The following is a 12,889-nucleotide window of genomic DNA, read 5'->3' on the forward strand; positions in this document are numbered from 1 at the left end:
TATATTTTATACGGTTATTTCGGTTATTTGTGCCTCAAGCTCGAGACATGCCATCACAAAAGGAGCTAATCCCTTCGGATCATCCGTACGCAGCGGTTCTCCAATATAGTATTCGAATGATCCATCTCTATACGGCTGACCACCGAGACCAGCTACCTTGCATATGCCTTCCAATGCGTAGGAGCCATCCTCACGCACTTTAACAAACTGGCTGACGATGCCGTCATGTCCCCTGCGAGCAGCTTCCAGTGCATGACTGCCCAAGTAACCGAGACGCGCCCCTTTTGCGAGTGCACATACAAACATTGAAGATGCAGACGCCTCCAAGTAGTTGCCTTCTTGCTCAGGCAGATTCAGCACTTGATACCATAAGCCAGTTGCCTCATCCTGCACCTTCATAATCGCCTCACACACCCGATAGAAGATTCCGATAACCTGGCCGCGTTTAGGATGATCCAAGGGCAATGTATCAAGCACATCGGTGATCGCCATTACATACCAGCCGAGAGCTCTTCCCCAAAAGTGCGGAGAGCAGCCTGTGACCGGATCGGCCCAAGCCTGTTCCCTGCTCTCATCATAAGCATGATATAGTAGTCCTGTTTCTGGGTCACGTGATACTTTTTCCATCAACAAAATTTCATGCACAGCCTCGTCAAACCATTCATTTGCACCCATTATATCTGCATAAGCTGTCATCAACGGACAGGCCATATAAACGCCATCCAGCCACATTTGAAAAGGGTAGATCTTCTTATGCCATAGTCCCCCTTCAGCCGTACGTGGATGGCTTCTAAGCTGTGTCATCAACTGCTCAATCGCGATTCGGTATTTCTCCTCACCTGTTTCTTCATACAGTGTAAACAACGTCTTTCCTTGATTCAGTTGATCGACATTGTATTCATTTAATCGATATGTATGAATATGGCCATCATCCTGAATAAATAGATCCATGTTCGTTTTCAGGTAATCAAAATATATAGGATCGTTCGTCGCCCGCCATACTCGTTCAACCGCTGTCATCATGCAGCCATTCTCATAATTCCAATGTAGTCTTGAATGAAAATCTCCCCATGGCAATTGCTTGTTACGCTTCATGAATGAATCCAATATCCGAGTAGACCAAATGATATCCAAACGGTTTCCCTCCCATGATTGTTATTCATGATTCATTTTCGAATGCATGTGTTCAAGGATCAACCCCACTTTTTAACTATATAATGGAAATAAAGCGTATACAAGGTTAAAAGCACAAAAATACGAGCTTTGGCTTAAAATGCATTAAAAACCGCTGGCAGCGTATATACTGATCAGCGGTTCATTATATCATGCATATATATAGGTTGAGAGTGTAAACTTGCATCAAATTTGCAGATTAATTTCAGTAGGTCTTGGTCTTTAATTCATCCAAGCCTTTGAAGGTGTAGCCCTGAGCTCTCGCAGCATCTATGATGGAGCCAAGTGCCTCTGTATTGTCCTTTGATACGGAGTGCAGCAGAATTACAGCACCTGGATGCAGCTGCTTCATGACTTGATCATAGGCATACTGCGAGCCTTTCTGTACGTTTGTATCCCAATCCTTATATGCGATGGACCAGAATACATCGGTGTATCCGAGACCACGGCTTACTTCGAGTGTCCGATCACTAAAGATTCCCCGAGGTGGACGGAGATAAGGATACTCTTTGCCTGTCAGCCTCTTGGTCTCTTCCTTGACTTGGTCCAGCTCTAATTTTATTTTTTCATTCGAAGTTATCGTGAGATCAGGATGGCTCCAGGAATGGTTTCCAACAATATGACCTTCTTGACTCATCCGGCGTACAAGGTCCGGCTTGTCCTTCAGATAATGCCCTGTTACAAAAAAAGCGGCAGGCACCTTCTTTTCTTTCAATACATCCAGGATGGCAGGTGTATAGCCATTCTCATACCCGTTATCGAAGGTCAGATACAATTCCTTTTGCTTCGTATCTCCCATAAAAATAGCACCATGCTTCTCCAGAATATGTTTAAAGCCTTCCTCGTTAATGGAGGCGGATTGTCCGTCCTTGCTCTTCTTAAAGCCAAAATGAAATGCGTCCTTCACGGAGGAAGCATGGACCATCTGTGTCCCCGAAACGAGGATTGCAATTATCGTGCCCAGGATGAGCATCTTCTTCATTTGTGATCTGCTCCTTTTCTCAAATAGATTTCTAGCCCATGTTCACTTGAGCGATGTCGTTCGAACACAGCAGGCAACCTACATTGCTAACTGTCACTTTACGTAATATAAGCAGATATTTATATTTTTATGTAGTATTTTGCTAATTACTTTCATCCGTTATAATCTAATTGTAGGTTACGAAACTGTACTAAAATACATATTTTCTAAGGAGAGAAGGGGCTTGTCTATCAATAGGAATCCACGAGTCATTTGGTTTACAGGGCTATCTGGATCTGGCAAGACGACACTTGCTTCCCATCTGGAACAAGTTTGGAAGAGAGAAGGAATTCCCTGCTATATGCTGGACGGAGATCAAGTACGCCGCGGTTTAAACCGAGACCTGGGATTCAGCCCAGAGGACCGCAGAGAGAACTTAAGGCGAATTGCAGAGGTATCTAAGCTATTTCTAGACTCGGGCACCCATATCATCGCTGCATTTATTTCTCCACATGAGCAAGATCGGGAAATGGTGAAGTCCATGTTTGAGCCTGGGGAATTTGTAGAAGTATATGTGAAGTGTTCTGTGGAAGTCTGTGAACAGCGAGATCCAAAGGGATTATATGAAAAAGCAAGACGTGGCGAAATACCAAATTTCACAGGTATATCTGCCGGTTACGACATACCAAACAAGCCCGATATCACTATTGATACCGAGCACCAAGAAATTGAGCAGTCCGTCTCCTTACTCGTCACTGCATTACAAAGACATGCGCTTGCTTAATGGTTCCCCATTGCACCTCTTGACGGGAGCATCCTGTACTATAAAGATGCTCTCGTCTGATAAGACAGCAATTGACCGAAGGCACCCTCTGCATCCGTAGAGAGCCCTTCATATGCTCCTTGCTGCATCACTTTGCCCCCTTCAAGTACGATGACCTGATCTGCGCCTTGAATGGTAGACAAACGGTGTGCAATGACGACGATCGTCATCCGCCCCTGAAGCGCCTTGAGCGCTTCTTGTATAGTAAGTTCATTCTCTCCATCCAGTGCGCTGGTTGCTTCATCTAATATGAGAATCGCTGGCTTACGTAATATCGCTCTTGCGAGTACAATTCTCTGCCTCTCTCCTCCAGATAGTCGGACTCCCCGATCACCGATGATAGTATCCAGTCCTTGTGGCAAATCTGCAACAAAATCAGCGGAGGCAAATCGCAGCGCTTCCCACAGCTCCTCCTCCGTAGCATCTCGCTTCACCAGAAGAAGATTGTCCCGTATCGATGTGTGGAACAAAAAAGGCTCCTGCGATACATAACTGATCGACTGACGCCAGGCTTGCAGCCTCGATTCCTCCAAAGGCGCTTCATCCAAGTGAATGGTTCCTTTTGTCGGCTGAATTAACCCCATGAGCAGATCAATAAATGTACTTTTTCCTGCACCTGAACGTCCGACAATAGCCGTCATACCGTTAACCGGGATAAAAGTATTAACTTGGTGCAGCGCATCTTGTGTTTGTCCTGGATACCGATAGGATACATCCATACAGCGAATCCCTGACTTCAAAGTGATCGGCTTGATATCCGTACTGCTAATCGAAGTATTCATGCTGCTTATTTCCAAAGCCTGCTCACATTCTTGCTGCAGCTGCAGCAAGCTCCGGAAAGCAGGAATGAGCGAACCGATATATTCCAGACTGGTTTGGATCATGGAGAACCGGGGCCATAATCTGGAGAATATAACGATCATCAACAGCAAATGCTCAGCACGATAAGAAAACAGGTTAAGCGATGCATATACAAACAAGGCAATAATAACCGCCGCAGCAATTCTATAAATCAGCTGTGTAGTCGAATTGAGGCGAATATAAGATACCATGTTATGCTCCATTCGCTTGCACAAGGCTTTAAAGCCTGTTTCATGCTGCTGCTCCAGATTGTTGCTCTTAATATCCTTCATCCCGTTAAAATGCTCCACGATCTCAGACATATATTGTTGAGACAGATCAGAAGTGTGATCCCCCAAAGCCTTGGCTTTGCGTATAAAAGGCCGGAGGACCACAAACAGAATGACACCGAAGCCTAATACCATCAGAGTCAATTCGGCAGACAGCCAAAAGGCAAATCCAATCTGAATGACTGTAAATATGACCGATGCCGTAAGCTGAATTAAGACGTTTGTTCCTTGGCTCACACGCGCCAGCTCAGAGGTGAGGATATGGTTAAAGTCTGATTTTTTCTTCGTTAAAAAAAGCTCCCATTTGGAATGTATCAATAGTCTGTACGTTTCATATCGCAAGGTATGTATAAAGTTTTGCTGGATTTGAGAGCTGAGAATGTTCTGATTACGCTGCATTAACGCTTGAACCGTCAAAATGACCACAAAAATGAAAAGTACCAGCAGTAGCTGTGATTGCTGCGGTACAAACCCGAGCAGAACAGTGACCCATTCCAGCGGGACTGAATCATTTATACCAGAGTCCAATACATTAATTGCAGACAGCATGGGAAGCAGCATGTAGATACCGAACCCTTCCAATATACTGATGATGACCATAAACAAGATGCTGACGATCAGCTTGGGACCTGTAATAGAGTACAGTTTCTTTAGGTAGGTTCGAAGTTCAATCATATTCATGTCTCCCTTTGAGAACCATGCGCTGTCTGATTCGACGCCATATCCACAAGAAAGGGCGTAAAGGTATGTATAGAAAATGCAGCTTGCGGGGCAGTGGCAATAATTCAGCATCCATGGGACCCGGATACAGCCTCCCTAGCAGCATGATCATTCGACGTTTCGGTGATTTGATCTGTTTCAGATAATTTTTTAATGTCTCAGCATCCGATATCTCACTTTTCTTTATAAGATTAAATGCATAATAGGCCAATTCTATCGATCTTTGACTAGTCGCCAGTTCTTTCATTTCTTTGGTTAATGGCGTTCTAATCAATTGAGAGGCTAGGTAGTACGCCTGACCCACAAGGGACTTGCAATCATGAATCTCCATATAATAGTGACTTTGTTGAATTGCACCATTAAATCTAATTATCTTATCAATATCTAACAGCCAGCGTAACCTGAACCAGCCATGTCTTGCACCATGACTTATTAAATACATAAATAAATCTTCGAATCCAAGGTAATGGACTTTACATCCTGAAATATCCATAGATCGTTTTCTATTCCATAACGTCTTGAAATCTAATTGATGAGAATTATTATAAGGATTTAAGCTCCAATGAATCTCAATCTGTGTTTCTAATACTGGATGGACGAGAGCAATATGATGATCCTTCCACTTCCAACTGTTTAAAATGTAAGGAGAATCAAATTTCTTAATGTACCCTATTTCCATAAGTATTCCTAAAGCCTTCTCGACCTTAGAAATATCCACAAGCATGTCAAGATCTTTTGAGTTACGATGTGCCAAATCTCCATACAATTCATAAGCAAGCACAGGTCCCTTCAGCATCAGAACCTCGATATGATGTTCTTCAAGAATACGAGCTACTCGCTGCATCTCTGCCGTCAGCTTCATCATATAGAACGTATTGGACATAACGGCATCGCGCAATTGATTCATGATTTCAGCCGGTACATAATAGCTAATTGTCTGCAGTCTTATATATATAAGTGGATAAACACGGTGATGTAGAATTAGTCTGCTGAATTCATTCCAATCTATGGAGCTAGTATCATATCTTTCTTGGATTGCCTCATTCGATACACGATCCTCAGCAAGCAATTCACACATAAATTGAAACTCGATCGTCGTTTCGGCAATAATATCACGGTTTATGATATTCATTGATTTGATCTCCCTTTGCCTTTGCTAAGGTTCAGATGTTCGTTTAGAAAACACTCCAACGACGGTATACTTCTCAATTCCGTCTGCTCCGGCAACATACAACTGCCCACTTCGAAGCCAAGCATGTGCAACCATCTCTCCACTGTTGCTTCTAGCTACACCCAGATACAGCGTGCTGTCAATTTTTCTTCGTTCCAGCATGATCATTCCGGCGATACTCGTAACGAGACATTCACTCTTCCAAGGGGTATGTTTCGCTGTCATATGAATGGCCTTGGCAACACTGAGCCGAATCGGATCCAAGACAGGGCTTCGGTCATAGGCGGATTCATCCTTAACACAATTCAACATCTCGGCTACTTTAGCAAATGGTCTAAGATTCATTAGTCTGGCATAGGCCAAATAAAAGAAAGCCTCTATGATCAACTTTCTCATGGCAGGCTTTTGCTTCGTAAATGAACGAAATAATAAAGTTTTACTTGACATTACACTAATCCCTTTTACTTACAATCAGCCCTTCCTTCAGAAGGGTATTCATAAATTGCTCTACTTGCAGCTGACATGTCCCTTGCTCCACAGAATATTCCGACGAAAGGACAGTGGAAATACCAGATATTGTATTGCCTTCTACAAGAAGCTCCCAAATACGTCCCCCTGTCTGTCCAAGGTTGTAATATTTGCCTGATTCAATAGACATCATGACTTTGTCCCCGTTCATATCGCTGACGACATAGCCTTTTTGCTGAATGTACACGTCGTTTTGATCGATTGCTTTCATTGTCATCCGGGTGTATTCACTCCTTTATCAATTGTCTGCAGCACGGTGTCAACTAGCTGCTCAATCGTCACTTGATCTAACGGTCTATGAAGTCTGTACAGTTGGGTGCGATTAGCCACTTGTGTAACCTCTTTGAAATGCCACTCCAGCAGCTGCAGTCTTTTGACCAGCGGCAGACGATACGTATGTACTTGGAGCAGGTTAATGCCTTCAAATGGGCCTACACTATCCAATTGAACTTCAGCACTCCCTGAAGCAACAAGCTCAAACACACCCGCCAACGTCATCTCATCCTGGCTGAAACACTGCTTCCTTGGAACAGCGTACTTCCATTCATCCTGTATGATCCGGAAAGAAGTGGATTCCATATCTAACATATCGAGACTGTAAGCGTTCAATTTCTGCTGTGGATATGCTGGGTATACAACGGGGTTACAAGAGCTCATGCTAACAGCAATTACATCATCGCTGATTAGATTGTAGCCTCTATTCACAAGTGCTGCCGATAAGGTGGATTTTCCTGCACCCGACTCACCCACAAAGGCGTACACCTCACCGTCTATGACTACCGCACTTCCATGCAGGGGTAAAATCTTACGCTGCAGCATAACAACGCCCATACAGGTGCCTAGTAAATACAACCTCACTCTTGAAAGATCGTGTAGAGCATAAGGCATGACGGTTACCCGTGTACCTTCCACGACATGAAAAATACCTACTTCGGGAATTTGAAATAAAAATTGATTCCCTTTAGATTGAAAATTCTTTTGTGCCAGATTCCAGTCATGGCTGAGCAAAGATAAGTCTCCTATGTGAATAATCACATCGATGTTGGATGTTGCAGTCACCTCTGCTTCAGTCAACTCGGGAAGAGGCAGTGCACTTTGGATGTTCAAGCCAAACGCTGTATAAGTGGATACAATAGTACCTTTTGCTTGTGACATGAAATCCTCCAATTCCAACATAATAACCACTACTAAATTACAATAGCAATCATGATATAGCTATCAGCGAAAGACGAGTGAGAATGTTTTCGCTGATAGCTATAAGCTGTCAACATACATAAGAATGAATTACCTACTTTATCTGTTAGCTTGGATTGTACAAGTCCCCGTCATGCTCAGAGATCCAGTCAATTTGTCTGTATCCGACACCTTTTTTTGTCTCACTGATCTCAAGGACTTCTAAACTCGGTGTTTGCCATTCTTTTTTTTCTATATTCATTCCTCTCACCTCCTTTCCAATTGCTGCACCGCTGCTATAGAATTAATTTAGAATCTTCGCAAAAATCGAAAGACAATTAAACTGTGCATCAGCATGCGAACCTCTGAATCCCACGCAAGCTCCGGTCTAGGATGCTCCAGCTTTGTGAGTCCTTTTTTTATTTGATCTACATTTAGATATTCAGATATCAAAGTGTCCTTACATAAAGCTTGAAGCTCCGCCACCCATTCTTTCCAATGCGGCTTCGTGCGCTGAATCCAATCTGCCGGCTGAATCCCTCTAACACTCTGGTTAAGTCTCACATTATCTGGCAAGTAATTCACTGTGGAGCGACGCAGCAATGCGCGATCTCGCCCTTTTTGAACATATTGCTCTAGTGGAACAGACAGACAGTAACGAACCACTCTCGGATCATTGGTTGGATCACGTTCAATAAGTCCATACCGCATAGATAGTTTCGTTGCCATTGCCCCATTCTTGTTAGCCACGGCCAAGTTATTTATATTTTCTTTTCGTGCAGTTAATGCGTTAATATAGACCGTTTCTTTATTCACAACGTATGGCTTCATTTGCCCGTGCATTTCCATCTTTCTAGCAAAATCCGGGTGAATCAGTTCGGGTATTTGGACGGTTCCCCCCGATACCGCACGCTGCCTGTGAAGCATGGGAAATGCCTTTCTCCCGATAATCGGCAGCAGCTTTGCTCGCGGTACTTCAGCCAGACGGCTGTATTGCTGAACCTCCCTTGCAAGGTGAACCAGCTTGCCTCTTCGCAATAAATGAGCGTAGTAGTCTAACGCCGGCCCCCACGAAATGGTGAAATTCCCCATAGCCCCCGTAAGCAGTACGCCTACTCCCTGTTCCTGTGCACGTTCATAAAATCCACGAATCCAGAAGGAATTTTCAAAAAATTTGTAAGGCGTCTCCATAATGTCCAGCCAGTCATTCACTTCCGTCAGCGGACTCTTACCAGCAAAATTCATGTAGTTCTCTCGAATATTCCCTACAAAATTCACGGTGGACTGAATGTAAGGCGTTTCATCTGCAATCAACCGGCTGGACGTCCAATCCTCGAAGCCTGATACGGGTACATAGCTGTAAGCATGAAGCTCCTTGCCATCCGCTTTCAGCATCGGTGAAGCGAAGCTCGCAACCGTTCCTGAATCAAGTCCACCACTGAGGGCCGTGCCTACTTGCTTATATGTTCTGACTCTTGCCCGAACAGCCTGGTCGAACACTTCTCGAAAGGCCTCTTCATATTCTTCATCCGAGTTCAAATACAAAGGCTCTATTTCTTTAAAATTGCTATATTGACGTAATTCGACTCCCTGCCTGCTTACCTTAATCCAATGTGCAGCCGGAATCTGTCTTACATTACGATACGCAGTGGCATGAACGTCATACGATTCATACATTCCTCGAATCGCCAGAAATTCGGCCAGCCATTGCTCGTTTAATTCTTTGTTGAAGTAAGGCATTTGGAAGATCGGGTTCATTGAGCTGCAGAATGCAAAATGTATACCATCATCAATATAGTAAAAGGACCTGCGGCCTGACTCATCACGTGCACCGAACAATTGATCCTTCCTTGAATCCCAAATCATAAATACATAATCACCTAATAAATGCTTAGGCGCTTCTTCTCCCCACTTCACATAAGCTTCCAGTATCAATTGGCTGTCGGAAATCGTGATTTGCTCTCTAAGAGGGATCTGCAGCTTGTCAAACAGCTCACTGCGATTATCGATAATCGCATCCGCTGTAATGGTGATATCGCGTCTTTCATCATAGAGTGGCAGCATTTCATGGACGGACTCAAGGGTCACCCACTGCATATGACAGCTAAAAAACACATGGGCATCGCTCCATGTATGAATACGATCCCACTTGTATTTCGTCAAATAGGCTCCTGCGGGGTCCATATCTTCAGGCATAATCGGTTCTCTGCGGGATAAGCATCCCATGATGGCGCTCATGATTTCCCCTCCCTTCCAGACAAGTACCCCTGAGCCCAGGATGATAGCCGGTTCCCAAATGGCAGTATGGACTTAATTCGATTAAGCTTGCTCCTAAGCTGGATCAGCTGCTTCTCCACGTGGTTCTTCTCCATATAGCTCTTCGTTAATCGGTTCTCCAGCAGCCTGACTCTCGTTTCAAGCTGAGCAATCTGGACGGAGGCCTGTCTGTGATCACTTATCCGATTCCCCTGCATAGCTTCTAATTCTAGATCATCTACAGCTTCAGCAGGCTGTATCCCCGTAAGAATACTGCTTGTGCTCAATTCATAGTCCGGCTTCCATATGTAACCGCTCGATTTCAAAAATTGCTGTTCAATCCGCTCCATCGTCGCTTCATCTGGCGAGAGTTCGTACCTAACGCCCGTTATCCGTTGTGCTTCTTCCAGTTCTTCAGAGTACCCAAGATCATGAAATATTTGTGCTCCCAGCACTCGGCAATAGGCATCAACCTCATCAGGGCTAAGCTGATCCTTCCAAGCGTCAATGGACTGCACATGTGCCTGTGTATGATTCAATAAGAAGGGGTCACCTGCTCCCATACTGTAAAAAAGATCCGCTTTTTCTTCACTTACCGGATTGCCGTACTTCTCCATTCCTTCACGGTAAGAAATACCGATAAACTCGCACAGCTTGCGTAATTGTTGTTCAGGCTGCCGCACGAGCTCTTCATATTTAAGCTTGTAGGAGTAGGCCGATTCTCCCTTAAAATACGTTGCGTAGCGGAACAGCCCCACTGTAAGGTCTACGATCTTCATGCCAGGAATAGGCTGCTTCAGATCCTCGATCAGTGAAAATGGTTCTCCGCTAAATGCATTGACCTTCTTGTAGGATGCAGCTACAGATAACGGGTTGCGAAATAATCCGATTCTTTGCGATTCGGGAAATACGGCATCCAGAAACTCTAGCAATATATAATATCTTGGCGACTTATCGATGATCTTCCGTGCGCCGTTCTGATTTAATAATCCCTCATAGATCTCCACTCCAAAGCTGCGTGCTGCTCTATGAAACAGATCTTCTGAAATAATTCCATTATAGAATTGACGAATGATCCCCGTGCCTCCATAGGGGCGTACAGGAGCTAGCTGCAAGTCCGCAAGTGAGAGCAAATACCACATCTCCTGTGCGGCGAAAACTTCCTCATGGTTCTGCAGCATCACTGTTGTGAGTGAGCTTCCGCTTCTGGGCGTACACAGCAAAAATACGAGTTGATCATCACGGAAATGCTTCAAATGCAGCGTCTCCTTTCCGACAAATAACTGTACATTATTTGTTGATGTGTGTATCTATCCCAAAATAATGATACTTTATGTATTGTAAAACCTACTTTATGATACATTTTGTATCATGTCAATGCTTTATTTTTCATCCTTTTTCACTTTTGTATTTTCATATTTGATTCATAAATAAAAAAGTCTGCTCCCAAGATATTATCTTCGGAAACAGACTTTTATGCCGTTCTTCGTAATTATGCAATTAAATAAGGTTTAAACTGAATTCTGTTTTAGGCGTTGTAAAAAGGGAGAAGCTCTGCCACGACAGCATCAAGTGTTCCATCTACCAGCTTCTTCCGTGTCGGCAGATCCGTTAGTCTTGCAATCTGCTCAGGGAACTTCTGCTCAATCCCGCACAGCTCGATGGCTTCATTAAACTTGGCCGGATGTGCTGTAGCCAGCGACACGACTACTTCCTGTGCTCCCACCTTTTGCTCAGCTGCCTTTACCCCGCAAGCCGAGTGAGGATCGAGCAGATAAGTCGTTTGCTCATGATATTTCTTGATTGTATCCAAGCACTCTTCACCAAGCACACCATAGGCTGCAAATTCCTGCTGTACCTTCGCAAGGGTGTCTTCCGGGATTTGAATATGACCCTTCTCTTGGAAAGACTTCATGTATTCTTCCGTCTGAGCAGCATCCTCTCCCAGTACGTAATACAGATATCGTTCAAAGTTGCTTGCAACCTGTATATCCATAGATGGACTGTAGGTGGTATGGAATTTGTCTGGCTTATACAGCCCTTGATTAACAAACTGTTCTAGGATGTTGTTCTCATTCGTAGCCAAGATGAGCTTGCCGACAGGAAGACCCATCCGGGATGCGAGATATCCTGCAAAAATGTCACCAAAGTTTCCAGTCGGGACACTGAAATGAAGCGGTGAAGCCGTTAGCTCCGGACGCTCGTCCGTAACCCGGAAGTATGCATAGAAGTAGTAAACCGTCTGAGCGAGAATCCGAACAATATTTATAGAATTGATTGCACAGAGATGATGCTTATCCTTGAATTCTACATCCGCAAACAGCTGCTTAATCATGCGCTGGCAATCGTCAAAGTTACCTTCGACAGAAAGGTTCAATACATTGCTGTCCTGTACTGTCGTCATCTGCAGCTCTTGCACCTTGCTGACCTTGCCAGTCGGATGCAAAATGCAAATATTGATGCCTTCTTTTCCTCGAACACCTTCAATTGCGGATGCACCGGTATCGCCTGAGGTTGCTCCGAGAATATTAATCTGTTTATTGTATTTGCTCGCAACATAAGTATATAGATTACCCATCAGCTGCAAGGCGACATCTTTGAACGCAAAGGTAGGTCCATGGAACAGCTCAAGCAAATATATTTGATCCGTCAGCTTGCGAACGGGCGTAACAGCTTCATCACGGAATGTGCTGTAGCTCGCATACACCAATTCTTTCAGCTCGGCTTCCGGAATTTCTTCATTTGTATAATAGGAGAAAATTTTGAGCATGAGATCTTGAAAGGATAGATTTCTCCATGCCTCCAGCTGTTCAGTCGATAACGATGGTATGGTGCTTGGTACAAGCAGACCTCCATCCGTAGCCAGCCCCATCAGAAATGCATCGATGAAACCAACTCCACTTACACGTCCTCGAGTACTATGATATTGCATCTATTTCCCTCCTGCATAATGG

At 44.2% G+C, this 12,889-nt stretch carries 12 protein-coding genes; 1 reads left to right on the forward strand and 11 read right to left on the reverse strand.

The features are described 5' to 3' along the window. Nucleotides 1-6: 6 nt before the first annotated feature. A complete protein-coding gene (locus BLW49_RS04205) occupies nucleotides 7-1,134 on the reverse strand; it encodes a glycoside hydrolase family 88/105 protein (protein ID WP_090723303.1) in 1,128 nt (375 codons plus the stop codon). Between the two features lie 244 nt (nucleotides 1,135-1,378). Beyond that, nucleotides 1,379-2,155, reverse strand: coding sequence for a delta-lactam-biosynthetic de-N-acetylase (gene pdaA, locus BLW49_RS04210; RefSeq protein WP_076311637.1), 777 nt, complete (start codon nucleotides 2,153-2,155; stop codon nucleotides 1,379-1,381). A 199-nt stretch (nucleotides 2,156-2,354) separates the two neighbouring features. Here pdaA and cysC point away from each other — a divergent pair, with 199 nt between their 5' ends. Further along, on the forward strand, nucleotides 2,355-2,918 hold the full coding sequence (gene cysC / locus BLW49_RS04215; RefSeq protein ID WP_256209628.1) for an adenylyl-sulfate kinase: 564 nt from the start codon (nucleotides 2,355-2,357) through the stop codon (nucleotides 2,916-2,918). Nucleotides 2,919-2,956: 38 nt separating this feature from the next. On the opposite strand, the gene BLW49_RS04220 is transcribed toward cysC, so the two are convergent. The 9 genes from BLW49_RS04220 to thrC all read right to left on the reverse strand — a co-directional run bounded on the left by BLW49_RS04220 (nucleotide 2,957) and on the right by thrC (nucleotide 12,867). Continuing rightward, nucleotides 2,957-4,762: an ABC transporter ATP-binding protein gene (locus tag BLW49_RS04220; protein WP_090723304.1), complete on the reverse strand. Its 1,806-nt coding sequence runs from the start codon at nucleotides 4,760-4,762 to the stop codon at nucleotides 2,957-2,959. Further along, entirely contained in the window at nucleotides 4,755-5,939 is a 1,185-nt protein-coding gene (locus tag BLW49_RS04225) for a nucleotidyltransferase domain-containing protein (protein WP_090723306.1), read from the reverse strand. The genes BLW49_RS04220 and BLW49_RS04225 overlap by 8 nt, the downstream gene beginning before the upstream one ends. Before the next feature lie 24 nt (nucleotides 5,940-5,963). Further along, nucleotides 5,964-6,425, reverse strand: a complete 462-nt coding sequence (locus tag BLW49_RS04230; protein WP_076311640.1) for a lasso peptide biosynthesis B2 protein — start codon at nucleotides 6,423-6,425, stop codon at nucleotides 5,964-5,966. A 4-nt stretch (nucleotides 6,426-6,429) separates the two neighbouring features. Further along, nucleotides 6,430-6,723, reverse strand: coding sequence for a lasso peptide biosynthesis PqqD family chaperone (locus tag BLW49_RS04235; RefSeq protein ID WP_090723308.1), 294 nt, complete (start codon nucleotides 6,721-6,723; stop codon nucleotides 6,430-6,432). Next, nucleotides 6,720-7,661: a phosphoenolpyruvate carboxykinase (ATP) gene (locus BLW49_RS04240; RefSeq protein WP_090723310.1), complete on the reverse strand. Its 942-nt coding sequence runs from the start codon at nucleotides 7,659-7,661 to the stop codon at nucleotides 6,720-6,722. The genes BLW49_RS04235 and BLW49_RS04240 overlap by 4 nt, the downstream gene beginning before the upstream one ends. Before the next feature lie 145 nt (nucleotides 7,662-7,806). Further along, nucleotides 7,807-7,941 (reverse strand): paeninodin family lasso peptide, encoded by a 135-nt coding sequence (locus BLW49_RS28475; RefSeq protein WP_177178639.1) that lies wholly within the window; start codon nucleotides 7,939-7,941, stop codon nucleotides 7,807-7,809. Between the two features lie 47 nt (nucleotides 7,942-7,988). Further along, nucleotides 7,989-9,917 carry an asparagine synthase-related protein gene (locus BLW49_RS04245; protein ID WP_090723312.1) on the reverse strand — a complete coding sequence of 643 codons (1,929 nt, stop codon included), beginning with the start codon at nucleotides 9,915-9,917 and terminating at the stop codon, nucleotides 7,989-7,991. Continuing rightward, the gene (locus BLW49_RS04250; RefSeq protein ID WP_177178640.1) at nucleotides 9,914-11,191 is read right to left on the reverse strand and encodes a sulfotransferase family protein; all 1,278 of its coding nucleotides are present in this window, start codon (nucleotides 11,189-11,191) and stop codon (nucleotides 9,914-9,916) included. The genes BLW49_RS04245 and BLW49_RS04250 overlap by 4 nt, the downstream gene beginning before the upstream one ends. A gap of 272 nt (nucleotides 11,192-11,463) precedes the next feature. Then, on the reverse strand, nucleotides 11,464-12,867 hold the full coding sequence (gene thrC, locus BLW49_RS04255; RefSeq protein ID WP_090723315.1) for a threonine synthase: 1,404 nt from the start codon (nucleotides 12,865-12,867) through the stop codon (nucleotides 11,464-11,466). Nucleotides 12,868-12,889: the final 22 nt, after the last annotated feature.

This window comes from Paenibacillus sp. PDC88, from assembly GCF_900106725.1.
Lineage (GTDB): Bacteria > Bacillota > Bacilli > Paenibacillales > Paenibacillaceae > Paenibacillus > Paenibacillus shunpengii.

Excerpts from the sequence above, each read along its gene's own strand:
- pdaA (WP_076311637.1), bottom strand. The coding sequence starts at position 2,155 with ATGAAGAAGATGCTCATCCTGGGCACGATAATTGCAATCCTCGTTTCG.
- BLW49_RS04230 (WP_076311640.1), bottom strand. The coding sequence starts at position 6,425 with ATGTCAAGTAAAACTTTATTATTTCGTTCATTTACGAAGCAAAAGCCT.
- BLW49_RS04225 (WP_090723306.1), bottom strand. The coding sequence starts at position 5,939 with ATGAATATCATAAACCGTGATATTATTGCCGAAACGACGATCGAGTTT.
- thrC (WP_090723315.1), bottom strand. The coding sequence starts at position 12,867 with ATGCAATATCATAGTACTCGAGGACGTGTAAGTGGAGTTGGTTTCATC.
- BLW49_RS04245 (WP_090723312.1), bottom strand. The coding sequence starts at position 9,917 with ATGAGCGCCATCATGGGATGCTTATCCCGCAGAGAACCGATTATGCCT.
- BLW49_RS28475 (WP_177178639.1), bottom strand. The coding sequence starts at position 7,941 with ATGAATATAGAAAAAAAAGAATGGCAAACACCGAGTTTAGAAGTCCTT.
- BLW49_RS04235 (WP_090723308.1), bottom strand. The coding sequence starts at position 6,723 with ATGACAATGAAAGCAATCGATCAAAACGACGTGTACATTCAGCAAAAA.
- BLW49_RS04240 (WP_090723310.1), bottom strand. The coding sequence starts at position 7,661 with ATGTCACAAGCAAAAGGTACTATTGTATCCACTTATACAGCGTTTGGC.
- BLW49_RS04220 (WP_090723304.1), bottom strand. The coding sequence starts at position 4,762 with ATGATTGAACTTCGAACCTACCTAAAGAAACTGTACTCTATTACAGGT.